Annotated in this window: 12 protein-coding genes and 1 pseudogene; 12 read left to right on the top strand and 1 reads right to left on the bottom strand. The window is 62.9% G+C overall.

Annotated features, from left to right (window positions below):
- Positions 1-8: 8 nt before the first annotated feature.
- The 9 genes and pseudogenes from VZC37_RS13470 to VZC37_RS24705 all read left to right on the top strand — a co-directional run.
- Positions 9-977: a GDP-L-fucose synthase family protein gene (locus VZC37_RS13470; RefSeq protein WP_330433060.1), complete on the top strand. Its 969-nt coding sequence runs from the start codon at positions 9-11 to the stop codon at positions 975-977.
- A gap of 271 nt (positions 978-1,248) precedes the next feature.
- Positions 1,249-2,223, top strand: a complete 975-nt coding sequence (locus VZC37_RS13465; protein WP_330433059.1) for a glycosyltransferase — start codon at positions 1,249-1,251, stop codon at positions 2,221-2,223.
- A complete protein-coding gene (locus VZC37_RS24715; protein WP_431309397.1) occupies positions 2,201-3,376 on the top strand; it encodes a glycosyltransferase family 4 protein in 1,176 nt (391 codons plus the stop codon). The genes VZC37_RS13465 and VZC37_RS24715 overlap by 23 nt, the downstream gene beginning before the upstream one ends.
- A 113-nt stretch (positions 3,377-3,489) precedes the next feature.
- On the top strand, positions 3,490-4,275 hold the full coding sequence (locus VZC37_RS24710) for a WecB/TagA/CpsF family glycosyltransferase (RefSeq protein ID WP_488803384.1): 786 nt from the start codon (positions 3,490-3,492) through the stop codon (positions 4,273-4,275).
- A gap of 249 nt (positions 4,276-4,524) precedes the next feature.
- Positions 4,525-5,571, top strand: coding sequence for a hypothetical protein (locus VZC37_RS13460; protein WP_330433058.1), 1,047 nt, complete (start codon positions 4,525-4,527; stop codon positions 5,569-5,571).
- Between the two features lie 160 nt (positions 5,572-5,731).
- A complete protein-coding gene (locus VZC37_RS13455) occupies positions 5,732-6,754 on the top strand; it encodes a hypothetical protein (protein WP_330433057.1) in 1,023 nt (340 codons plus the stop codon).
- Positions 6,751-8,097: an O-antigen ligase family protein gene (locus tag VZC37_RS13450; RefSeq protein ID WP_330433056.1), complete on the top strand. Its 1,347-nt coding sequence runs from the start codon at positions 6,751-6,753 to the stop codon at positions 8,095-8,097. The genes VZC37_RS13455 and VZC37_RS13450 overlap by 4 nt, the downstream gene beginning before the upstream one ends.
- 328 nt (positions 8,098-8,425) lie before the next feature.
- Entirely contained in the window at positions 8,426-9,544 is a 1,119-nt protein-coding gene (locus tag VZC37_RS13445) for a tyrosine-protein kinase domain-containing protein (protein WP_330433055.1), read from the top strand.
- 224 nt (positions 9,545-9,768) lie between these two features.
- Positions 9,769-11,016: pseudogene (locus VZC37_RS24705) on the top strand (condensation domain-containing protein); the annotation flags it as partial.
- A 63-nt stretch (positions 11,017-11,079) separates the two neighbouring features.
- Here VZC37_RS24705 and VZC37_RS13435 read toward each other — a convergent pair.
- Positions 11,080-11,475, bottom strand: a complete 396-nt coding sequence (locus VZC37_RS13435; protein WP_330433053.1) for a hypothetical protein — start codon at positions 11,473-11,475, stop codon at positions 11,080-11,082.
- Between VZC37_RS13435 and VZC37_RS13430 the strand changes: the two genes are divergently transcribed.
- Genes VZC37_RS13430 through VZC37_RS13420 form a run of 3 tightly spaced genes read left to right on the top strand, consistent with a single transcriptional unit; the run spans position 11,476 to position 26,371 of the window.
- Complete coding sequence (locus VZC37_RS13430) at positions 11,476-24,081, top strand: amino acid adenylation domain-containing protein (protein WP_330433052.1); 12,606 nt, start codon at positions 11,476-11,478, stop codon at positions 24,079-24,081.
- The gene (locus tag VZC37_RS13425; protein WP_330433051.1) at positions 24,078-24,614 is read left to right on the top strand and encodes an arsenate reductase/protein-tyrosine-phosphatase family protein; all 537 of its coding nucleotides are present in this window, start codon (positions 24,078-24,080) and stop codon (positions 24,612-24,614) included. The genes VZC37_RS13430 and VZC37_RS13425 overlap by 4 nt, the downstream gene beginning before the upstream one ends.
- Positions 24,611-26,371 (top strand): DUF4012 domain-containing protein, encoded by a 1,761-nt coding sequence (locus VZC37_RS13420; protein ID WP_330433050.1) that lies wholly within the window; start codon positions 24,611-24,613, stop codon positions 26,369-26,371. Before VZC37_RS13425 ends, VZC37_RS13420 begins: the two co-directional genes overlap by 4 nt.
- Positions 26,372-26,376: the final 5 nt, after the last annotated feature.

Genomic DNA, 26,376 nt, shown 5'->3' with positions numbered 1-26,376 from the left:
AAATGAAAATGAGTGAAATCACCCCGATTCCAAAGCTCGACAAAGACGCTCCGGTCTATGTTGCTGGTCACAATGGTCTCGTTGGATCGGCTATCTGGCGACAACTCGTCGATAAGAGATTCTCGAATCTAATAGGACGATCTAGTGCCGAGTTGGACTTGACAAGTAGAACTCTGGTCTTCGACTTCTTTCAAACCTACACACCGCAGGTAGTGGTTCTTGCAGCTGCCAAGGTAGGTGGAATACTGGCTAATAACACGTATCCCGCGAACTTCCTGTCAGAGAACCTGCAGATCCAAACGAACGTGCTCGATGCCGCGGTAGAATTCAAAGTTCCCAAGCTGTTGTTTCTAGGCTCATCCTGCATATATCCAAAGTATGCTGAACAGCCGATCAGTGAAGACTCGCTAATGACTGGACCGCTCGAACCTACAAATGAGGCATATGCCCTAGCGAAGATCGCCGGAATAGTCCACGTACAGTCTGTGCGGAGGCAGTACGGATATAGATGGATATCCGCGATGCCGACGAATTTGTATGGACCAGGGGACAACTTTTCGTTGCAGAACTCGCACGTGCTGCCAGCCCTCATAAGAAGATATGAGAACGCCAAAAGGAATGATGAGCCCGTTGTGACGAACTGGGGATCTGGGAGCCCTATGCGCGAATTCTTACACGTAGATGATATGGCGAATGCATGTCTGCATCTACTAGAGAACTTCGATCGCGATGAGCAAATAAACGTTGGAACGGGCGTGGACCACTCAATTAAAGAGATCGCGGAGATGGTCGCCGACGCGGTCGGTTACCAAGGGAGTACTGAATGGGACACGACCAAGCCTGACGGAACACCGAGGAAACTGCTCAACGTGAAAACGCTCCATGATTCTGGATGGAAGCACTCCATCGAACTGGAGCGCGGGATAGATATGACCGTAGCCTGGTTCAGGGAAAACTCGGGTGAGTTACGAACATAAACCTTCACGTCCAAACTGAAGGATTAGAAGCGTGAAATATACAATGAAGCAGCTGCATACTCCACGAACAGTATTTATTGTTCAACCGTATCCCACAACCTACCGCGAAGAGCTCTGGAAGCTGTTATCGAGTGAGATGCAAACCAGGTACCAAACCAACTTGGTTGTGGTTTTCGGACGCGCAGAAGGCGACCAGGCTAAGCGGCGTGACTCGGTTCGTGGCAGGACAACGGTGCGCCAATTTGCACTCCAACTTCGGGGAAAGCCTGTAGTGCTCAAACTTCTCCCGCCGAAGGCGTTCGCAGCCGACTTGATAATAATCGAGCATGCTGTAAAGAACCTTGAGTCTTACCTAATTCTTCTGATGGCAAGAATTAGCGGAAAAAAAGTCGCGATTTGGGGTCACGGGCACACGGTCACGACCACTGTGTCGGCGTTCACGAGGTCCTTGCAGCGCTCGATGGCCCGACTATCTGATTGGTACTTTGCTTATACTACCAACAGCGCAGAGCGCGCGGTCAGAATTGGGGCAGATCCAGGCCGAATTACGGTTCTCAACAACTCAAAGAGTACGGCCTCCTTGGAGACCATAGTCACAGGGGTTAACGAGAACCGGACCAGCTATACCTGCCTCTATGTCGGTGCTCTCGATGAATCGAAGAAGATTCCATTTCTGTTGCGGTCTTGCGAAGAAGTGTTTAGTCGCGAACACAACTTCCGGCTGAAGGTCATTGGTGACGGACCTGATGCTAGACAGCTTGATGGTCCGATTTCCAGAGGTTGGTGCGAGTACTTGGGGTCGGGCCCGATCGAGGATTTCGCAGAGAACTTGTATGACGTTGTGTTAATTCTCATGCCTGGAAGGGTTGGCCTTGTGGCCGTAGATTCCCTAGCCCTTGGGCTTCCAATTGTTACAACGGAATCAAAAGCGCACGCACCGGAGTTTGAGTACCTCGATGAGAGCAACTCTGTTGTTACGGAAAATGACGAGAGTTCATTCGCAAACGGTGTTGTGGGACTTCTTCACGATCGGCCTCGGTTGCAGCAACTTAGCGGCGGGTGTCGGAGCCGTGCGCCCTCCTACACGATTGAGGCGATGGCAGAACGGTTCGCCTTCGGCATTGCTGAAATCATTGGCGTCTCCCAGCTAGCGTCAACAGCCGCTGTAGACGTCCGCGATAGCGAGAGTACGTACGGGGCCAAGAGAGAGGGTGGTCCGACTCATGCGGGTAACTGTAGTACATAGTTTCTACGACGACGCTGTTCCGAGCGGCGAGAATACCGTTGTTCGCGCCCAGGTCGAAGAACTATCGAAAACCTATACAGTTGAATTGGTTCAACGTCGAACTGAAGAATTGATCCACGAACCAGGATACAAAGTCCGGTCTGCATTCTACGCCTCAGGCCTAGGCATCAATCGCAGCATAGTGGACGAGGTAAACGCAAGTGAGCCGGACATTGTGCATGTCCACAATACTTTTCCAAATATTGGAACTAAATGGCTCAAGGACTTAAAAGTTCCACATCTGACAACACTCCACAACTATCGAGCGATATGCTCCAATGCATTGCTGTGGCGGGACGGATCAGCCTGTACGGACTGTCCCGACAAAGGGCCTCACCACGCCGTAGTGCACGGATGCTATCGCGGTAGCCGTGTATCCACAGCCCCGCTGGCATTGTCAACCTGGCGGGTAGGTCGAGACCCATTGATCCGGGACGCGGCTGCCGTAATTGCGTTGAACTACGACGCCCTCCGCGTATTTAAGAGCTACTTTCCCGATTCGAATGTACTTCGCCTTCCCAATTTTGGACCTGTCGACGCAGGTGCAGCACGCTGTCTAAACCACGAGCGCAGTGGTTGGCTCTACATCGGTCGGTTGACTGAAGAAAAGAACGTGACCTGGCTAGTGAGAAACGCGTGGGAGCTGGGGGAAAAGTTGACGCTGGCAGGTGATGGGCCGCTGGCCCAGGAGGTTTCGTCTCTTGCCAGCAACACGAACGGTGCCGTCGAGTATGTCGGTCGGCGCAGCGAGTCCGACGTCGAACGGCTCCTAACTACGGCACGAGGCATTGTCATTCCCAGCCTGTGGTCCGAGGGTGTACCAACAGTCGCTTTGAAAGCGCTGGCACTCGGATGTCCAATTCTGATATCTGACACTTGCGGCGCCGCGTTTGAGCTCACGCGAAACGGGGCCGGTGAAACCTTCGGCGTGGGAGTTTCCGGTTCACTTGAATCTGCTGCGAGGTCGATAGCAGGGAACCAGAGGACATATGGAGATTCGGCCAGACGGCTGTTCGAAGATGACTATAGCCCTGCAGTGTGGAGTGGAAGGATGGCCGAGGTAATTGAACAGCAAGTTCGGTCGCACCGGGCCGCAGGTGAAGTCAGACGTTAAAGCTAAAGCCAAGCACTCTGTTGCGGAACGTCGGCGGACTATCACCGTGCTGAATTGTGTTCAACGCAGACTGTCGATTGGGATGTGGCGAATGAAAGATAGGAGGCCGCAGATTGCTTGATCAACATGACAAAGTATGGCTGAAGGGAATCCCATTCTCCGCCTCGAATCTGGAAGGGGCGATAGATTTCGTTCTAGAGTCGGTAGTACAGAGTAAGCCTCAGGCTATTCGGCTCACAAACTCCTATTGCGTTGTGCTCGCGGACGATGACCTGGAATATAGGGACATACTTCGCGGTCCGGGCGTGAACTTTGCTGATGGGCTACCGGTCGCACGGGTGCTATCGCGCCGAAATCGTACATCGACAGAGCAGGTCCGCGGCGCCGATTTGTTTAAGGGGGTTATCGACAAAGGTCGGCGGGTCGGGGTTCGTCACTACTTTATCGGGACGACGGATGAGACTCTACGACGGCTTACTGAGAACATTCAAGAGCGGTTCGAGGGTGTCGCGATTGCTGGAACATTTGCGCCTCCTTTCGGACCGCTCACCTCGGGAGCGCTGACGGAGATGGCGTCGGCCGCGACTGCGGCCGACGCAGATATGGTGTGGGTAGCGCTCGGAACTCCAAAGCAGGACTTTGCCGGGGCAGTTCTAGTGACGGAGATGGGTCTGTCGTGTGCCGCGGTAGGAGCGGCATTCGACTTCGTGGCAGGGACAGTGAGTGAGGCTCCACTCTGGATGCGACGTCGGGGACTCGAATGGTTATACCGGTTGACGCAGGATCCGAAGAGGTTGTGGCGCCGATACCTAATCGGGAATCTGAAGTTCCTCCGAATTGTTGCATTGTCTTCCGTTGGGTCCAAGGCGAAGGGTATGGATAGTGGGATTCGAACTTAGGAAGCTACCGGTGCAGCCCCCAAGTAGATACTTGGCGGGGAGCAGAGGGTTCTTGCCAACGTTTAGGTGCGCAAGTGCGACCAGCGACGAAACCACGGGGTCGCCTCTGGCGCAGAATCTGTTGTGTGATCTAGATCCGTTTGTCGCCACAAGTGGAGGCCCGGCAGTCGTGAGGGGCGTGGCCGGCACGAGGCTTGTCGGGCAGGTACCGTGACAGGGGATCGTGTAGGGAGTCGGCGAAGAGACTGCGTGGTCATCGTTTCTGCGAGTTTGCGCAATCCGCTCGCCGAGGCATGGCGTCGGAGCTTCGAAGTAGCGGGGTTTGAAACTATCGGGGTCCTGTCCTCTGGAACGCCTTCGCCTTGTGACTCGCGATGGACCTCGTGGCGAGGCCTGCTAGAGAGGGTCGAGGTTGGAAGAATAAGCTGCATTATTTTTTGGTGGGGAACCCAGTATTTTGCTGCGCAGACTATTCCACCGGAACTGTCGAAGATTCGTAAGGTTCTCGTTGTTGATACTTACCCCAACGCAAGTGTCTTAAGTACTGAAATTCGAGAGCAGTACTACCTGATGCTGGCGCGGCGCCGCGCCGACTGCTTCGTAGTCTATGGCGATCACATGCATACCGCGATCGAGACGGCTCCAAGAGTCAAACGTCTACCTGACATCGTGGCGCTGATGCAGCCATATCCACTCGCCACGCACTCCGCATCGACTGGCAGTCCAAAACTTCGAGACACTAACAGTGTGATCTTCACTGGGCGCTCCGATCTTCTTTTTAGCGATAATCCGCGTATGCGCAAGGATAGGATGGGGCCGTTTCTAGAATCTCTGCTAGATTTGGGATTCTCGGTGACCGTGTCGGACACGGGGAATCCAAGCGAGAACGCGAGCCTCTCGCGTCGTGGCCTCTCGCTCTATTCTAGAATGACGAACTCCGATGTGCTAGACGGCAAGCTGAGCGAGGTTATCGACAACTACGCCATTCACCTTGCCGGCTACAACGTTAACAACCGTACTATAGAGCGGCGAGTTAAGAACGGCCTATCATCCAGATTCTCGCTAGGGATCTGCGCACGGACGTGTCAAGCTGTGCCCAAGGAAGCCAAAAGCGCTGTCGAGTTCGTGCAACAGCACGGAATCGGATTCGCTTATGCGTCCCCATCCGATTTCGTCAGAACAATTGAGTTCCTGAAGGGATGTCTCGACAATTGGGACTCTTCACACCATAAATGGTCGGCTGAAGCGCAGGTAGATAGTTTGCGAAGAATCGCTTATGGTCCGGACAGTGCCTAGCTATCGGTCCTCGGCAGTAGCCTCTGCGCTGAGTGTTGCTGCGACTGGCCTAACGACATTTCTCGTAGCACTTGGCGTGCAGATCTCAGCCGGCGCGGATGGCCTAGGGGTTTACGCTCTAGTTACCGGTCCATATGTCATGGGTCTAGCGGTTCAGCGAATGATTCTATCGCAGAATGTGTTACGTGGCGCTCGTATTTCTGAAATACCCTACCTTCGGATTGTGCTGCTATTAATCCAGATTAGTGCGTGCGCTACATCCGTTGGGATCGTTATTTGGCTGGGTTCGGACAGTTGGATGTGGTTTGCTGCGGCTGGAGTTCCTATAGGGCTAATTCAGGATCAGTACCGGTCGATGCTGTTTGGGCATCAATTCCCGGTAGCTTCCATGATCTCTGATATTACCTGGCTCACGTTTGTTGTGATATCCCTGTTGATAGGCCTTGCGCTATACAGCGTGGATTCGCCCAACTTTATCGTTGGAGCCTCGACGATCGGTTGCTGTGTGGCTGTGGTTGTTGCCGTGCTTGCAGCAAATGCCCCTTCTGGGCGGAGCCTGTATTCGGTCGAATTTGTTCCTTTGGGGCCTTTGGTTTTTGAGTCACTTCTTGTCTTTGGCATGGCTCAGGTGGCGCAGTACGTGTGCGCTATTGTTGTAAATGTCTCGGCAGTAGGTGAGTACCGTTCGGCGTTGCTACTGCTCACCCCGATCACCTTTGTATCAAGCTTTGCTCAGGCGGTATTTTATCCCAGGTTAGATATAGACGATAAGAATCGTGTTCTTGGAATAGGCGCTTGTGTGTCGGGTGTCTGTCTTATCTTTGGGTTGCTAGGAATTGGGCTCTCCAGTTGGGATCCACTTTCGCTTTTCTCTCGGTTTGGCTTCAACGCCACAGGGTCCTTCGTTGCGACCGCGACCATCCTTTCATTAGCGTTGTCGCTGGGCGCAGGTCTCGGAGTGATTCTTCTACGGCTCCGTGTGCTTTGGCGACCCCGACGATGGCTGAAGATCAGGGCTTTTGCGTCGTTGTGGGACCCTGCAATTGGTGTTCCGTCGGCTATTGCTCTCGGGGCGCCGGGAATAGCGCTTGGCCCTTTGGCGAATAACGTGGGGACGGCACTTCAAGTGCTCTTCGTGCGACTCGTCGATCGCACTGATCATGGATCGGAGATCGTCAGATGACCATGGCACGGGCCGGCAGTAGCAAGTCATGGCTTTATCAGGACTCGCCGAGGTCTTGGTCTAGAGGACTGCTCGTTGGTCCATTCGTCGTTATCTCCTTGTTCTTGATAGCAACGTCCGACGTCTTTGGCTCGGTGTCGATATTTGGCTTCACTGGACTCGCATTGATGTCAATGGCGACATTGTACTACTTGGTGTGCTCGCAGATATTGACCGGCTCGCTCTTTTCTTTTGGCACAGTGGGGTCATTTGGCTCGGGGGGTATTCCACTGATGTGGATGCTGTGGGTCGGATGGTGCGCAGTTGTCACTGCGGCAAATGGCGTGAGTCGCGAAGGAATTCAGAATGCTGTCCTCCTGGGGATTCTCATCCTAGGTATGAGTTGGTCGGCGCAACGCGCAGACCCTAGATTGTCTCGAGTATTGGTTCTCGGGATAGCCGTGGCGGGATTGATTCTTGCCATTTTATTCTCGGTTCAGCTTGTGCAGTCCGGCTTTAACGCTCGCGGTATCATAGGCCGGCGGTCGTTTGGGATTTCGGCGGTGATAGTTATCGCGGTTATCGCCGGTCATTGGCGAATTGTTCCGTTCTGGGTGCGTCTTGTAGGAATAGTCCTCTTTCTGGAGATATTAGCGAGTGGCGCTCGTACCGCGTTTGTTATCGCGACGCTGATTGTACTGGTTTCTTTCTCCTCTCGTCGCCGCGGTTTTGTAGGAATTGTGTTTGCAGTTCTGGCGACAGCGGTATCTGTTGTGGCTTTAATTGCCTACGTCGAGCCTGTGCGTAAGAGATTTGTAGGCGGCGATGCTGGAATTACTATCTCGGGGATTGATTACAACACGGCGGGTCGTGCCGAGATATGGGGTGCACTTGTCAGCTGGGCCGAGCGATTCCCGTTAGGGTCTGGGCTTGGCCGCGCGCAACGTGTCACTGTAGAAGCGGTCCCACACATCCCCCAACCTCATAACGATTATCTTCGGTTGCTGGTCGATACTGGACTTCCGGGCGTAGTTCTATGGTCATTAGGGGCGCTCGTGATCTTTTTTGTACTCACACGTGCCGCCACCTTGATGTCTGGCCCGGATGCCGACTTTCTCAACTCTGGTGTCTATTGCTGGTTTGCATTCCTGGCCCTAATGCTTACGGATAACAACCTTGTGTACAGCTTCTCTGTTATTCCAACGGCGCTTGTCGTGGGGTGGAGCCTGGGGCTTGCTGCGAGCCGTCTTGGAACCGTCGAGTTTACGTTTCAGTCCGCTACGCGGAGTCTTGCTGTCCGACCCAGCCCTCAGAGGTTGCGAAATAATGTCATCAGACCAGTTTCGGCGGGCGACCCGCCATGAAAGGTATGTCATGAACACCGGTCAGTACCCTGGTATAGGGGCTCGCTCCCTTGGCTTACGGGGAGGGTTTGATGCATTGGCGTCAAATTGGTGGGTTCCCGCACTGTTCGGACTCTTTGGTGCGCTGATATCCTTGGGATGGTCGAATCTCCAGACGCCGACCTATCAGTCGTCCTCGACTCTATACGTAACCTCGGGCTCGGACGGCGCGTCGGCCAGTGACGCGTATCAAGGCTCTATGGCTTCACAGCAGCGTGTATCTTCCTATGCTGACCTGGTGCGTTCGGATTCGATCATTCAGTCTGCGTTGCTATCGTCGAGACTCCCGATGTCTGTGTCAGATGCGCGGTCGATCCTGAGCGCATCAGCATCGGACGAGACCGTGTTGCTTGAGATTTCTGTTGAAAACCCTGATCCGGCTGTTGCGTCGGAGCTGGTCAATGCGGTCTCGGTTGCGATGGTGGACTATGTGTCGTCATTAGAGACGCCGGCGAACGGGGGAGATCCGCTCGCTAAACTCACGGTCGTGACTCCGGGTTCGCCTGCTAACGAACCTATTTCTCCGCAGACCCTACGTCTGACATTCGCCGGTTTGGTAGGTGGAGTCCTTCTCGGCGTATTACTTCTTTTCGTCTACGTTCGACTCAATGATAGGCTCCGCGACGAGCGCGACATCGTCGATGTTTTGGGAGCGTCGGTACTAGCGACTGTTCCTTCGGAGCCGCCACTCGTAGATGACCTGGCTGAGTTTGAGGTTGGGGGGAGTGTGGCTGCAGAGTCGTACCGGCGACTTCGTACAAATCTTGCGTTCGTTCGGGTCGACAACCCTGTTCGGTCTATTGCAGTTTCGAGTCCGAATGCGGCAGAGGGCAAGACGACTACTGCTGTCAATCTGGCAGCGGCGCTGGCAGAGTCTGGAAGTTCCGTTGTTTTGGTCGACGCTGACTTGAGACGTCCTACCGTGGCCGGTCGACTTGGAGTGAATCCCGAGATTGGGCTTACAAATATTCTTCGAGGTGACGCTGACGTCGCGGATGTCATACAGGCCACTCGTCGGCCTGGGCTGCACGTGTTGGCGAGTGGTCCACGGCCGCCAAATCCGACGGAGTTGCTTGGGACCGGCCGGGCGCGAGCCGCGTTCGCACAGCTTGCCGACCGGTTTGAGTACGTTATCGTCGATACTCCCCCGCTGTTGCCGGTTATTGATGCGAACGTTGTGGCCCAGTACCTCGATGGAACCCTGCTGGTGCTGCGGGCTGGGAGAAGTAGGCGCCCAGATCTCATTGAGGCGGCCGATCGTCTGCGTTTGGGAAACGTCGAACTACTTGGTTCAGTTCTCAACTGCGTTTCAGGCACGGACAATCGTTATGCCTACTCGTACCACGGGGGTGTCCTAGACGGCGAGGATTCTCCGGCCACGCACGCCATAGGCACGAGGCGGAGGTAGAGGTGAGTCACCGCGCAAGAGCTCGCTTCTGCCGAAGCTTTTAGACAGGTGCGTACACCAGGTTGCGCTCGTTGCTGCCCACGAGTGTTCGTGCACGGGGTGCTGGATTTGAATGTCGTCGCTGATTGCTCAATGCGTTTCCCTCCGCGTGCGTCGGGCAATTGTACTCCTGAGAATGGTTCTTACTCAGCCGATCCGAGTGATTGGTGTAGGAGTGCGGAGTTATGACTCGCGATGCACACGAGCGACCGTTTGCTGTGAGTAGAGCCCAAACGGCTATCTGGTCCAATCAGTTGGCGGCTCCCCATAAGCCGATCAACGTGGCCCAGTATGTCGAGATTGATGGTCCTATTGACGTGGACGCGTTCGTTCGTTATACAAGCCGCTCAGTGCGCGACGGGAAGTATTTGCAGCTTCGTTTCGAGGATAGAGGCCGAGGATTGGTCGGTGTCTATGATCCGGCCTTGCACTATTGGCCCGATGTGATTGACCTCCGGGACGATAGCGATCCCCGGTCAGCGGCAGAATCTATCATGCGGAAGGACTACTCGCGTCGGGTCGACCCAGTCGTCGATCGTTCCGCGCGCGGACTCTTGTTTATTCTTTCCGACGAGAGCTTCTTGGTGTATAACCGCGCGCATCATTTGCTTACAGACGGCTGGGGTGGCAAGAGTCGGATGGTTGAAGCTCTGGCCGCATACACAGCCGGGGTTAGAGGTGATTCCCCGCTAGCTCCAGACCCTGTGGATTTAGATCTCCCGGCCCGGGCAGATGCTCGATACCGTGCGTCGAATCGCTTCATTGTCGATCGCCGCTATTGGCGAGAGGCGCTGGCGGGCGTCGGAATTGGTAAGACGCTGGCGCATCGGTACGGCCCGTCTGACGCGGTCGGTCGGCAAGTGTCCGGGCGTATCCGTGACACCACGTTGGAACACCTCCGCCACGGCGCGACGCAGACGTCGACAATTGTTCCGACCTTGATCGTCGCAGCATTTGGTGCATACCTGAGTCGAGCCGGTGACGGTGACGAAGTTATCTTCCAGTTCCCGGTGGCAGCGCGGACCACCAAAGAACTTCGTGCCACCCCGCTGCCGGTTGCCAACACCGTTCCACTGCGGACGCATGTCACCCCACACTCCACGGTGTCGTTGGCGCTGCGCACGACGCAGTCGGCACTGATGGGCGCGCTTCGTCATCAGCGATATCGCGGCGAGGACATTTGGGCCGACGTAGCAGCCGACCAGACCAGTGGACGCAAGCCACGAACGTCTAGGCAACAACGGTCGGGGCCGATGCTGAATCTGATGCTGTTTGATCGTGAGTTCCCCTGCGGCGACGCGACAGCGACCTTCCATGTCCTCACGGTCGGCCCTGCGGATGACCTGACGATCAACATCTATCCCGTATCAGGGGAGTCGGGCTCTGGGGCGCTGATGGTGCGGTTCGAGGCGAATCCGAACCGGTATAGCCAGGCCGAGGTTGAGGTGCACTATCAGCGCTTTCTCGCGATGCTTGAGACATTCGCGAAGGCATTGTTAGAAGAGCCGGAGCGGCTTGTAGGGGATCTGCCGTTGGAGGTAGGTCTCGGTGTGCTCTCGCCCAACGCGTCGGGCAACTCGACTTGCGGTGGGGCCGGCACGTTTCGGATCCTTGACGAACGGGGGGGTGCCCTTCCGCCTGGTCTGATGGGGTATGTCTGCCGCGACGGCGTAGTCAGCGACGACCTCGGGCACATCGATGTCGAGACAGGCGCCCTTGTTGTTGACCACCGGGCGGAAGACCGGGTGACAGTCGATGGCGTTGGCGTCGACTTGGCCGAAATCGAACGGGCAGCCCTCGACGTGGACGGAGTGATCGAGGCAGTCGCGGTCACGACGTCGTCGGGCCTCGGCGTGGCGATCCTCATCGAGGACGGGGTAGACAGTCTCCATGTGAAGGGCCTTGCACGTCGGCGGATCAACATGGTGGTGCCGCAGGTGATCTGGCCGCGTTACGTCGATGTGGTCGACACGATTCCCGTTACCGATCAAGGTTCCTCGGACCGCGATGCGATTGCGGCCATGCTCGCGTCGATGCCGCAACTGCAAACCAGATATAGCGCGCCAGCGACTTCCACCGAGCAGGCCGTTGCCGACGCATTCACGCATGTCGTCGGAGTCGAGCGGCCGTCGATGAACGATGAGATGGTTCAGCTCGGTGCCACGTCGATGGCATTCCTTCATTTGGCCGCGCACATCGGGACCACGCTGCGGGTTAACGTCGGCGCGCGTGAGCTCAACGACGTCACCACATTGCGTGAACTGGCGGCGGTCGTCGAGAAGGCTGCGCCGGCGCGCATCTCGACACGCTCGATGACCGATGAAGCAAGCTCGATGAGCGGCGAAGCAATCGCGGTAGGCGAAGACCCGGTCGGTCATGTGCAGTACAGACCCACGCCAGCACAGGAGGAGATCTGGCTGCTTGCCCGCGCCGACCCTTCGGGACTCGCCGCGTCGCTGCCGAGACCTCAGCGGCCGGGTCGTTCCCCTCTTGATCTCGTCTACCACCTGTCCGTCCACCTCGCGCTGGCCGTAGGGATCACGGCCGACACCGCGCGTGAAGCTCTCATGGATGTGTTCGCGCGCCACGAAGCCTTGCGCACGGTTTATCCCGACGAAGGTGGCGCGCCAATGGCGCTCGTCCGCGGTGTGGGAGAAGTCTTTGCGACACCACCGGTCACCGCGGGATCACTGACCGTGGCGGGGATCGAACGAGCAGTTGTCTCATCATTCGATCTGGCAGTCGACGCGCCGTGGCGCGCTGTGCTCGACACCTCTGGCGACACCATCGAACTCTTGCTCGTCGCCCACCACATCGCGATCGACGAATGGTCGCTGCCGCTCGTCTTTGCCGACTTCGCCGTCGCAGTGCAGGCGCGACAAGCCGGACACGAACCCACATGGCCCTCCGACGCCCCCGGTTTCAGCTCGGTCCTCGCGGCACGCGAGAACACCGCGCCTTCCGGCATCTACTGGACCCGCAAGCTCCGCCGAGCGCCGGAACACCTAGCGCTGCCCGCGCCGGCGACCACCGAGTCCACCGGCCTCACCGGCGGACCCGCCGTTTACCTGCGACACACCATCAGCAGCGACCTTCGCGGGCGCGCAACGGAAGTGGCGCGCTCGGCCGGAACCACCCTCAACACACTTCTTAGCCTGGCTCTGGCTGCCGCACTCGGCAACTACACCGACACCGACGACATCGTGCTGTCGATCCCCTTCGCCGGCCGCGAGACCAGCGACGAACTCCAGACCGTCGGCATGTTCGTCCAGACCGCGCCGCTCCGCATCACCGGCGTCCGCGATCTGGCGGTCAGCGAAGCGCTGACCCGAGTGGCCAAGGACATCGACGACGCCCGCCGCCACGCCGCGACCGCACCGTCTGGGTTGGCCGACGTCATCTTCGCGTATCACGCCGGGCAACCCGACCTCTCCGCGACCGGTGTCATCGTCGACTACGAGGTGCTGCCCACCTATCAGGCGCGCACCGCTCTTGAGTTCAGCGTTGTCGACAACGAGTCCGAACTCGAGGTCACGCTCACCGTCGCCGAGAAGCACGTCGATGTGGTTGCGGCGGAACATATTCTCGACCGGTTCATCGTTACGGTTGCAGGCCTCGTGGCTGGTGGTGGGGATGCGTTGGTTTCGGAGAGTGTTCCGGTGCCGGAGCTTCCTGTGCGGACGGACCGACGCACGGTGTTGGTCGATCCGATCGAGGCGCTGCTGGCGCACGCCGAGGATCGGCCTCATGCGGGTGCCCTGGTTGCTGGGGAGGATCGCCTGACGTATCAGCAGCTGGTGACGCGTGCTCGGGATCTGGCGGATCGTCTGCGGGAGAGCGGGGTGCGGCCGGGTGATCGGGTGGCGTTGATGCTGCCGGGTGGTACCGACGCCGTGGTCGCGATGGTCGCGTCGTTGATGACCGATGCGGTGTATGTACCGATCGATCCGGAGTATCCGCAGGCGCGGATCGATTTGATCGTCGAGTCGACGCAGCCGGCTGTCGTTGTAAATCCCGGGCTAGAGCTGTCGGTGGGTGCGGGCCACGGTGTGGCCGAACCGATTCCGGGTGCGGCGTACATCATCCACACGTCCGGGTCGACGGGTGCGCCCAAGGGTGTGGTGGTCACACGGTCGAACGTCGCGGCGATGCTGGGGGCGGCGCTGGATGAGGTGGAGGCCGGGCCCGACGACGTGTGGAGCTGGGTGCACTCGTATGCGTTCGACTTCTCTGTGTGGGAGATCTTCGGGGCGCTGGCGTCGGGTGGATGTGTGGTTGCGGTGGATCGGGCGACGGCGCGTGATCCGCGGCGGCTGGCGGCGACGCTGGATCGGTACGGGGTGACGATTCTGTCGCAGACACCGACGGCGTTCTCGGCGTTGACCGATCCGGCGGTTGTGGGTGCTGGTGTGCTGTCGTCGGTGCGGGCGGTCGTGTTCGGTGGGGAGGCGTTGGAGCCGAAGGGGTTGCGGGGGTTTGTGGAGGGGCGTGGCCTCGATACGTCCTCGCCTAGCGGCTCGGACTACTCGACCGACGATAAGGGCGGGAAGGCCGACCGCGACGCGCCTGGGAAGCCGGGTTCGGCTGGTTTCGATACGCCCTCGGCTAGCGCCTCGGGCTACTCAACCGGCGAAGGGGGCTCGGGCTATTTGGTCGGCGAGGGGGAGACCCTTCGTGACGCGCCCTCGCAGGCTCGGTCGCTCCTCAGGGATCAGGGGGGTGACGCTGGTTTCGATACGCCCTCGGCTAGCGCCTCGGGCTACTCAACCAGCGAGAGGGGCGGCTCGGACTACTCAATCGGCGGTAGCTCGGGGCTGCGGCTGATCAATATGTATGGGATCACCGAGACGACGGTGCATCTCACGGCGTGCGACGTGGACCTCGACGACGAGCGCAGCATCATCGGTGCACCGCTCGACGGGGTGGGGTGGGCGATTCTCGACTCGCGGATGCGGCCGGTGCCGCCGGGGGCGGCCGGGGACCTGTATGTCGCGGGTGACCAGGTGTCGCTGGGCTACCTGAATGCGCCGGCACTCACGGCCACCCGGTTCGTGGCCGACCCGGTCGGTGGCGGACGTCGGATGTACCGCACCGGGGATCGGGTGCGGGAAGTGGCGCCGGGCCGGCCGGCCTACCTGGGCCGCGACGACGACCAGGTGCAGATCCGCGGCTACCGCATCGAACTCGGCGAGATCGCCAGTGTCCTGCGCGCGATCCCCGGCGTCGGGAACGCCCGCGTCCTCGTCGACCCGGGACAAAACGCCGGCGACGAACGGCTCATCGCGTTCATCACCGAAGACGGCTTCGCCGACCGCGCAGACGTCTCCGCCCTGACCGAAACCATGATGCTCGCCGCCTGTTCGGCCCGGCTGCCGGCCTACGCGGTCCCCGCGCGCGCGATCATCGTCGACGGCTTCCCACGTACCCCGACCGGCAAACTGGATCGCGACAAACTGCTTGCCGGACTACGGGAATCGATGACGCCGGTGCGGCCGCTGACGCCGACCGAGGAGATCGTCGCCGCAGCGATGCGGACGGTGATCGGCGACGACTCCGTCGACCTCACCCCGGAGAGCAACTTCTTCGCCACCGGCGGAACATCGCTGTCGGCGGCGCGACTGGCCGCCGCGCTCGCCGCGGACGGGCACCCGGTCGCGGTACCCGACGTCTTCGACCGCCCCACCGTCGCAGGCCTTGCCGAACTGCTGACCGGCGCAACCGAGGTCGCGATGCCGGAGCTGGGGGAGCGTCGCGTCGAGCCGGAGCACCTGCCGCTCACCCCCGAGCAACTCGACGTGTGGCTGCGGTGGCGCACCCAACCCGAGTTCACCGGCTACCTAATGCACGTGGCGGTGCCCGTCGAGGCGCCGGTTGAGCAGGTCCGTGACGCCGTCGCCGCGGTGGTTGGTCGGCACGACGCGCTGCGCACCAGCTTCCCCGTCCACGACGGGTCGCCCTTCCAAAACCGCTGGAGCGATGAGGAACTCGCGATGTTTGTGCGTGGGCAGCTCGATGCCGACGTGGATTCTGCGCTCGACGTGTCGGATGTACTTGAATCGCTGCTCCGCCCGATCGACCTCGGCGAGACGTTGCCGTGGCAGGTGCGGGTAATCGAACGCGAGGGGCAGACGTGGCTGCTCATCGTCGGGCACCACATCGCCACCGATGGCGAGTCATTCCCGATCCTCCTGGACGAGCTGTCCGCGGAACTCGACGGCCAGCCCGGGAGTGCTGGGGACCGGGTCGACTATCGGCAGTACGGGCTGTGGCGCGACGACGTGGTGCGGGTGCGGCGGGACGAACTCGTGGCGCACTGGTCGTCGGCGTTCGGTGAGCCGGTCAGCCCGCTGCGGTTGCCGGAGGTCAATCTGCCGACCGCCGGTGATGTGACGCCGGCGGATGTCTCGGTGGTGCAGGCGCATGGGGAGCTCGACGACTCGGTGACCGGGGCGCTCGATGCGTTGGCGGTGGAGCGGAAGTCGACGGCGTTCATCGTTGTTCATGCGGCGTTGGCGGCGGTGCTTGCGCGGCAGTCGGATACGTCGGTCGTCACGATCGGGACGGCGGTGTCTGGGCGGTTGGATGCACGGTTGGCTCGGGTGCCCGGGTTGTTTGCGCGTGCTCTTCCGTTGCACACGGTTGTTGATCTGGAACTGCCGTTTGGGGAGTTGTTGTCGCGGGTCACCGAGGTGGATCTGGGGGCGTTTGCGCATGCCGATCTGCCGTTGACGGAGATTGCGGAGATCGCTGATCCGGGACGGGCGGGGGCGGGGACGCCGTTGTTCGAGGTGTCGTTGGGGGTGGTGCCGGATGAGGTTGCTGCGATGGTTGGGGGTTCTGGTTCTGGTTCCGGGGTTTCGATACGCCCTCGGCTAGCGCCTCGGGCTACTCAACCAGCGGGGGGAGAGGCGCCTCGGGCTACTCAACCAGCGGTAGGCGATCCGGCGAGGGCCCTTCGTGACGCGCCTTCGCAAGCTCCGGCGCTCCTCAGGGACCAGGTTCCGCTGTTTGGGATTGATGTGGCCATGTACCGGGTTGACGGGCGGCTGCAGATCTCGATGACGTGCACCGACCGCGTCGCCGACGCCGAACGTCTTGACGCGCTGTGCCGACTCGTTGTCGACACGCTCGAGCGGGCGGTGGCGGAAGCTGACCGACCGACCGCGGCGTTGCTTGCCGGGACCAGCGAGGTGGCACGGCCTGCGCCGCCGGCGGAGACTCTCGCGGAACTGTTGGGTGCCGGGCTGGCCGACGCGCCGGATGCAGTGGCGGTCGTCGAGGACGGCGACGTGCTCACCAACGCTGACCTGGATCGGATGTCCACGGCGATCGCCCGCCAGCTGATAGCTGCTGGAGTCGGACCGGGAGATGTTGTGGTGCAGCATCTCCCGCGCTCCACCTGGGGTGTGGTTGCGACGCTCGCGGTCGCGCGGGCAGGTGTGGCGTTCGTCAACGTCGACCCGGCCGACCCGGCGGAGAGGCGTCGCTCGCTGATCGAGCGGGCGCAGCCGGCGGCGATTCTGGCGCTCGGTGAGCACACGCTTCCGCCGATCGACACGTCGACCACGGTGCTCCGGGTCGACCAGCTCGACACCGACGTCTCGGAGCCTTTCGACCCGGTCGAGCGGGTGCGGCCGCTGCGCGTCGACGATGCCGCCTACATCACGTTCACCTCCGGCACCACCGGAACCCCGAAGGGTGTGGTGGTCACCCATCGCGGCCTCGCCGGCTGGGCCCGCGACACTACGCAGCGCCTGCAGATCACTGCCGCGGACCGCGTCTTGCACACTTACGCAGTCGGATTCGACGCCCAACTCATGGGCCTGCTGCCCGCCCGCCTCGTCGGCGCGAGCATCGTCATCTGCCCGCCGACCGTCATTGCCGCCGACGAACTCCGCGACACCATCACCGACCACGCCGTCACCAGGCTGTTCACCACCCCGTCGGTGCTCGCCACCCTGCACCCGGGCGAACTCCCCGACGTGCGCCACATCGCCGTCGGCGGCGAAGCACTCAGCGGTGGCCTCGTCCGCGACTGGACGGCCGTCGCAGCGGTCAGCAACGAGTACGGTCCCACCGAAGCGACCGTCGCCGTGACCAGCGCACGATTCACCGAACCCGGCCCGGTCACCATCGGCACACCCCTCGCGGGCGTCACCGCGCACGTGCTCGACGCCCAGCTGCGGCCGGTACCCGTCCACACTGTCGGCGAGCTGTACGTCTCCGGCGCATGCCTGGCGCGGGGCTACCTGGGCGAATCCGGTCGGACCGCAAGCGCATTCGTCGCCGACCCGTCCGGCAGCGGCGAGCGGATGTATCGCACCGGCGACCTCGTGCATCGCCGGCCCGACGGTACCCTCGTCATCCACGGCCGCACCGACGACCAGGTCAAGATCCGCGGCATCCGACTCGAACCGTCCGAGATCGACGTCGCGCTGACCCGGCTACCCGAGGTGGCCACCGCCGTCACCGCCACCCGCGCCACCACCAGCGGCGAGAAAGTGCTCGTGTCGTGGGTGGTACCCGAGCCGGGTCACGCTGTGGTGGCCGATGAGCTGCGCGAGGCGCTGTCGCATGTGCTGCCGCGCAGCATCATTCCGGTGTCGTTCGTCGAGGTCGCGGCGTTGCCGATCGGGCGCAACGGCAAGGTCGACCTAGTTCAGCTCCCCGAGCCGGACATCGCCGGCCGTGACGTCGCCGTTGACGAGCCGCTGACCACCGCCACCGAACACCTCGTCGTCGAGGCATGGGCCGATGTGCTCGAGACGAATCTCGACAGCTTTGGCGCGACCGCCGACTTCTTCACGGCCGGCGGGACGTCGCTGTCGGCGACGCGGGCCACCGCGCGACTCACCGCGGCGTGCGGTGTCGACGTGCCGGTGCGGGTGCTGTTCGAGGCCCGCACCGTCCGGGCGGTTGCCGAGCGGATCGACGAGCTGCGTGGCGCGGACACCGGACCCGCGCCGGCGCCGCTGCCGATCCCGGACCATCTGCCGCTCGCACACCCGCAGCGCCGCATGTGGATTCACCACCACTACGCGCCGAGGTCCACCGCCTATCACGTGCCGGTGGTGATCCGGATCGACGGCGACATCGACCTCGCCCGACTGCAGCATGCCGTCGACGCCGTCGTGGACACCCATGCCGTCCTGCGCACGACCTACCCGGACGGACCCGCGGGACCGGTGCAGCGCATCATCGAGCGATCCGGCCCGGTGCTGGGACACGAGACTGTCGACGCCGGGGCGATTCGGCCCGCGATCGAGACGTTCCTGTCGATCCCGTTCGATCTGGAGCACGAGCCGGGATTCCGCGCCCGCGTGATCGACGCGGATGGAGCCCGCTATTTCGTTGCGGCGCTGCATCATATCGCCATCGACGGATGGTCGATGCGCATCTTGCTGGCGGATCTGCTGCGCGCCTACCAGGGTGAACTGTTGGATTCTGCTCTGAGCTACGCCGACTTCACCCAGTGGCAGATGCAGCGGCTCGGCGGGCCCGACGACCCGACCAGCCGCTACACCCGCGAACTCGACCACTGGCTCGGTGTGCTCGACGGTGCCGGTGAGCCGGTGCGGTTGCCCGGGCGTTCCGACGTCGAGGGGGACGCCGGACGGGTGTCGGCGCGGATGGATCGTGCTGTCGCCGAGGGGCTGCGGCAGACGGCGGACCGCTTGTCGGCGACGGTGTTCCACCTGGCACACGCGGCGCTGGCTGATCTGCTCGGGCAGTGGACGGGACGCTGGGATGTGGTCGTCGGCGTGCCGGTCCACGGGCGCAGCAATCCTGCGTGGGAGTCGGTGGTCGGCATGTTCGTCAACACCGTCGCCCTGCGCACCCAGCTGACCGCGGGCGACGCGATCGGCATGGTCGTCGAGCAGGTGCGCGACGTCGCGCTCGACGCCGCCGACCACGCCGAAGTGCCATACGACGCGGTGGCTCGTGCGGTGCGGCCGAATGCGCATGCCGGCTACGACCCGCTCATCTCCGTGCTGCTCGTCAACGAGGACGTGCTGCCGACCGTGTCCGGGGATGCACTTGGCGCCAACGCGTGGCAGGCGAGCGTGGTGGATGAGGCGATCGCGACCGTCGACGCCAAGTTCGACATCGAGGTCGTGCTGGCCGAGGACGACGGCGAATTGGTTGTCACCGTGGTGCATTCCGGATATGTGCCCGGCGAGGTCGCGCAGGCGTTCCTGGCGGACTTCGTGACATTGTTCGTGGCGGCTGCGGGGGATGTGGCGGTTTCGTTCCCTCGGGTGCGTACCGGCGCTGTGGTCGGGTCCGAGTCCGCTGGTGTGGTGACGCCTGTTGCGGCGTCGACGGATGCGGAGCTGGTCCGGCAGGTGGCGGGCGTGATGGCCGAGGTGCTCGACGTGCCGGTGACCGACATCGGTGTGCGCGACGACTTCTTCACCATCGGTGGGACGTCGTTGTCGGCGACGCGGGTGACGTCGACGCTCGGGCGTGAACTCGGGGTGCGGGTGCCGACGCGGGTGTTGTTCGAGAATCCGTCGGCGGAGGAGTTGGCGGGGGCCCTTCGTGACACTCGGCTAGCGCCTCGCTCCTCAGGGAGCGGTGGGGACGACGCGAGCCTCCCGACCCCTGAGGCGCGAAGAGTGGACGAGCCCACCCCGTTCCCTGAGGTGCGAGGAGCGCAGCGACGAGCCACGAAGGGCGGGGATGGCGACGACCTTCGTGACACTCGGCTAGCGCCTCGTTCCTCAGGGACCAGAAAACTTGCGCCGACCCAACGGCGGATGTGGGTGAACGCGCAACTGCTGGGGGAGACACCGATCTACGGGGTTCCGGTAGTGGTGGCCGTCCCCGAGGGCGCGACCGCGGGCAGGGTCATCGGTGCGGTGAACGAGATCGTGGACCGGCACGCCGCCCTGCGGACGCAGTTCCTGTCCACTGCCGACGGCCCGCGCCAGCAGGTCATCGAGGGCTGGCGACCGGAGATCCGCCACATCGCCGCGGAGGCACTCGCCGAGAACGCTGCGGAGTTCACCGAATCGTTCGACCTCGAGGCCGCACCGCCGGTGCGTGCGTGGGTGATCGAGTCCGATGCGGCGCCGGTCGCGGTGGTCATCGTCGCGCACCACATCGTCCTCGATGGCGAATCGGCCGACATCCTCGCCGACGAACTCACCGTCCTCATGGCCGGCATGGCGCTGAACCCGCCACACACCGGATTCGACGACGTCGCGGCGAGGCTCGCTGCCGAGGATGAGCAGTCGCGCGAGGAGAACTTGCGATTCTGGGCGGATGTGCTCGACGGGTACAGCGGGCAGCTCGAGCTGGTGGCTGACCGGCCTTTGGTGCGTGATCTGCGGACGGCGACTGCTGAATTCGACCTCGATGGGGACGTGTCGGCTGCGGTTGCGACGGCTGCCGAGCGGGAGCATGCGAGTGAGTTCCATGTGCTCCATGCGGGACTGGCTCTGGCGCTCGGGGTTCAGGCCGGTACGGACGACGTCGCACTCGCGACGCCGGTGTCGATGCGTCGCGATGCGGGGACAGCGGGCACGGTCGGGATGCTCACCTCGACCGTCGTGCTGCGGACGCGGCTCGACGCTGCTTCTCGTATGGATGACCTGATTCGGCAGGTGCGGGATGCTGACCTGGCGGCCATCGACCACGGGTTGATCGCGTTCGACGATGTGGTGGCGCTGGTCGATCCGCCGCGTGAGCCCGGTCGGCATCCGCTGGTGCAGGTGGCGTTCTCGATGGCGTTCGGTGCTGCCGCGTCCTGGGAGGGCATGGCCGGCGGGTTGCTCGAGGAGCGCAGCGAGTTCGATCTGCACGTCGTCGCGGTTGAGCACGAGGGCCGGTGGCGGTTGCGGCTGGAGTATGCGCGTGGGTTGTTTGATGACGACGCGATTGCTCTGATCGGGCGGCGGGTTGTTGCGGGTATTGGTGCGGTGGTGGGGGATTCGTCGGTGCGGGTTTCTTCTGTTGGGTTGTTGGACGTGCGCGAGTTTGGGTTCTTGGAGCGGGTTGGGGGGTCGGCCGTCGTTGGTCGAGTAGACCGAGGCGCTAGCCGAGGTCGTATCGAGACCTCGGAGGGTGGGGTTGCGGGGTCTCGATACGCTTCCTCGCCTAGCGGCTCGGAAGCTACTCGACCAGCGGTTGGGGGAGCGGTGGGGGGCGGGGCCCTTCGTGACGCGCCCTCGCAAGCTCGGTCGCTCCTCAGGGACCAGGGTGGGCTGCTTGGGGAACTTCTTGGGACGGCAGTCGCGACGTATCCGGACAATGTTGCTGTCGCCGACGCGCGCCGGGAGCTCACCTACCGAGAGTTCGATGGGTGGGTGTCGGTCGCGGCGCGGGCGCTGCGGGCCAGGGGGCTCGGGCGTGGGGACGTGGTGGCGGTGGCGATCCCGCGATCCGTCGAATCGGTCGTCGCGTTGTGGTCGGTCACGCGGATCGGTGCGACCTGCGTGCCCGTCGACGTCACCTACCCGGCCGCGCGGCTGGAGCGGGTCGTCGAGGTCACCGGGGCGGCGGTCATCGGCCCGGAGGATGTGCCGGATCAGCCGACCGAAGACGTTGTGTCCGAACCACTCACACGCGTCTCGCCGGATGAACTCGCGTACGTGATCACCACGTCGGGAACCACAGGCACCCCGAACGTGGTGGGCGTGCCGCACCGCGGCGTGCATCGGGTGGCCGAACTCGGCGACGTGATCGGAACCGACCGCGTCGGCATAGCCATCAGCCCCGGCTTCGACGCCACCTTCCACGACATGCTGCTGCCGCTGACTACCGGCGCGACCCTCGTGGTGGTGCCCGCCGAGATCGCCGGCGGCCGCGACCTCACCGACTTCCTTCGCGCACAACGAGTCAGCGTCTTCACCGCCACCCCGTCGGTGATGCGCACCCTCACCGCCGCCGACCTCACGGCGCTGCGCGCGGTGTACATCGGCGGCGAGGCACTCACCACCGACCTCGCCGACACCTGGGCCGGCGCCGCGCAGGTCATCAACATCTACGGCCCCACCGAGACCACGGTCACCGTCTCCACCAGCCGGTACGCGCCTGGCGCCCGGATCCGCATCGGACGTCCACGTCCCGGTATCGGGGCCCTGCTCCTCGACCGGCAACTGCGGCCCACCCCTCCCGGCGTCGTCGGCGAGCTGTACATCGCCGGAACCGGTGTGGCACGCGGATATCTGGGTGATGCGGCCCTGACTGCTTCCCGGTTCGTCGCCGGGCCGGACGGTGAGCGGCTCTACCGCACGGGCGACTTGATGCGCTGGGACGTCGCCACCGAAGAACTCGTCTACGTCGGACGCGCCGACCGGCAGATCAAGATCCGCGGACAGCGCGTCGAACCCGCGGAGATCGACGCCGTCCTGGTGGCCGCCGGCGCCACCCGTGCCGCAACCGTTCTGCGCGACAGCCCCGCCGGGCCCGCGCTGGTGTCCTACGTCGTCGCGCCCGACGTGCCCGCCGACCAGCTGTGGGCGCACTGCCGCCGCACCCTGCCGCGACACATGGTGCCCAGCCGCATCGTCCCCATCCCCGAACTACCACTGTCCGGGGCGGGGAAGCTCGACGCGAAACGACTGCCCGAACCGGAATGGTCGACGTCGCGACGCACCCCGGACGACGCGGTCCAGCAGGCCATCGTCGACGCCTTCGCCGAGGTGCTCGGCGTCGAGGTCGGCATGGACGACGACTTCTTCGCCGCCGGCGGCAACTCCCTCGCCCTACTGTCGCTGCGGGACACGTTGATGCGCAACGGTATCGAGGTGTCGGCAGCGGAACTGTTCACGCACCCGACACCCGGCGAGATCGCACTCCTGCACCGCTCGCCGGTACGCGGCAACGACCGCGTGGTGCGGCTGTCGGAGACCACCGACGGATCACCCGTCTGGTGCGTGCACACCGCCGCCGGCATCGTCGAACAGTTCCGGCCACTGGCCGACGCGCTGTCGGCGCCAGTATTCGGTCTGCAGCTCCCCGAGCTGATCGACCCGGCACTCCAGATGCCGCAGACGTTGCCCGAGCTCGTGGCTCGTCACGTCGCGGCGATCCGCGACGTGCAGGAGCACGGACCGTACCGGCTCGTCGGCTGGTCGCTGGGCGGGCTCATCGCGCACGAGATCGCGCGCCAGCTCGTCGACGCCGGCGAAAACGTCACACAGCTGGTGCTGCTCGATCCGCGCACCCCCGCCGAACTGCGCGGCGTGCCCGACGACGAACTGCGCGCCGAACATCCGTTGCGGGCTGCAGCCGAGCAGCGTGACCCGGAGGCGGTACGACGCTTCGACGAACGGTCCGCGACGATGGTGCAGACCGCGCGTGACCATGCGCTCGCACCGCTCGCGATCGGCCGCACCCTCTATGTCGCCGCATCCGACAACCCGGACCCCGACGCCTGGGGACGCGCGGCCGGACCGGTCGACGTGGTGGCCGGCAACGCGACCCACGCCGACCTCGGCGAACCCGAAACACTCAGACGCATCGCGCAACTACTCGAGGAGGAGCTGTGAGCGCACCAGCCGACAAGCCCGCATCGGTCCTGTTCATCTGCACCGGCAACATCTGCCGGTCGCCGATGGGGGAGGCGATCCTGCGCGGCCAGGTCGAGAAGGCCGGGCTCGACGTGTCGTCGGCCAGTGCCGGCGTCGGCGCGATGAACGGGCACGAGATGCACCGCCACGCCGTCGAAGTCCTGCGCGAACACGACTACGACCCCGCCGACTTCCACTCCCGCTACCTGCGGCCGCCGATCCTGCAGGACGCCGACCTGGTGCTGTGCTTCACCCGTGACCATCGGGCCGCCGCGCAGCAGCTGCTGCCGGTGCGGTGGAAGCGGATGTTCACGCTCACCGAGTTCGCCGAACTCGCCGACGGCGCAACCGGGTCGCTCGACGACATCATCGCGAATCGTTCCCGCATCGACACCAACTCGGCGCACCTCGACATCGCCGACCCCATGGGCCGCCCCAAGGACGACTTCGAGCGGGTCTTCGGTGAGATCGAACCCAACGTGACCACCATCGTCGACTGGCTGCGCCGATGATCCGCCGCGCCTTCGGCAACCGCATCGTGCAGGTCGTCGCCGTGCTGCTCCTGCTGCTGATCGCCGCAATGTGCTGGCTGGCGTTCTCCGCGTTCAAGGTGCGTGGCGATCTGGAAGACGCACGCGCGGACGCCTCGGACGCACGGCAACTCGCGCTCGACGGCGACCAGGACGGTGCGGCGCAAGCCGCCGACGCCGCCGCAGACAAGGCGCGCAGCGCATCCGACTGGTCACACGGATTCGTGTGGAGCACTGCGGCATCCATCCCGTGGCTCGGTGCGCCGCTGGAATCGGTGCAGCAGATGAGCGACGCGGTCGAGAATCTGGCCACCCAGGTGCTGGTGCCGTCGGCGGAACTCGCATCGGTACTCAACCCCTCCGAGCTGCGAAACGGCGACACCGTCGACACCGCGCCGCTACGCGAAGCGCAACCCCAATTGGCTGCCGTCGCAGCCACATCGAGCGAGATCGCCGCCCAGGTCGAGACCATCGAACCGAGCTGGCTCGGTGTGGTCGCTGACGCGCACGCCCAGCTGCAAGAGCAGGTCGACGAAGCGGCCGCCACCCTCAACGGCACCAACGTCGCCGCGCAGCTGGTGCCGTCGATGCTCGGCGGCGACGGGCCCCGCAACTACTTCCTGGCCTTCCAAACCCCCTCCGAGGCACGCGGAACCGGCGGGCTCGTCGGCGGATTCGCCATCATGAACGCCCGCAACGGCCGCGTCACCGTACCGACACTCGGCGCCAACTCGACCTTCCGCGACCCGGTGCGCCCGCAGATTGACCTCGGCCCCGACTACGACGCGATCTACTCGTCGTACCGGCCCTACACCGACTTCCGCAACAACAACCTCAGCGCCCACTTCCCCGATGCCGCGAAGATCTGGATCGCCAACTGGCAGCGCCAAACCGGGCAGGAACTCGACGGCGCCATGGCACTCGATCCGATCGCGCTGAGCTACGTGCTCGACGTGACCGGACCGGTCACCCTGCCCAACGGCGAGGAGATCACCGCCGACAACGTCGTGCCGATCACCCTGTCGACGTCGTACGAACGGTTCCGCGGCGACAGCGAAGCCCGCAAGCTCTACCTGCAAGCCATCGCGAAAGCCGTGGTAGATCAGGTCGCGTCGGCCGAAGGCGACACCGGCGACATCCTCGAAGCACTCGGCCGCGGCGTGCACGAACGCCGCATCATGATCTACAGCACCGACGCCGACGAACAACGCATCCTGCAGACCACCGCCCTGGGACACCAGATCTCCGACACGTCGTCGCCGTACCTCCAGGTGGCCATCGGTAACGCGGGCGGCAACAAGCTCGACTACTACCTGCGCCGCGACATCAGCTACACCGCCGGAGCCTGCGACGGAACCACGCGCGAAAGCAGCGTGACGGTGAAACTCACCAACACCCTCGACGACCTGACACTGCCCGACTACGTGCTCGCCCCCAACGGCACCGTCCGCGCCATGCCCAAGGGCACCAACCTCTCCAACGTAGAGATGCTCCTTACGAAAGGTGCTGTGGTGAAACAGATCAGCGTGGACGGACAGAGCCCGATGCGTGTCGAGTTGCCGCTACACGGGCGGCCGTACGTCTCGACGATGGTGCAGATCCCGCCCGGCGAGACGGTGACCGTCGAGCTGACGCTCGACGAGCCGACGTCGGCGCACGGTGAGGCCGAGCTGCCGATCCAGCCGCTCGTCGATGACCCGACCGTGACCGTCGATGTGCCCGAATGCGGTGCGGCGTGAGGTCC

The organism is Gordonia sesuvii (assembly GCF_036350415.1).
In the GTDB taxonomy this organism is placed as follows: Bacteria; Actinomycetota; Actinomycetes; order Mycobacteriales; family Mycobacteriaceae; genus Gordonia; species Gordonia sesuvii.
Note: the sequence above shows the minus strand (reverse complement) of the source record. Positions and strands in the feature narration are given on the sequence as shown.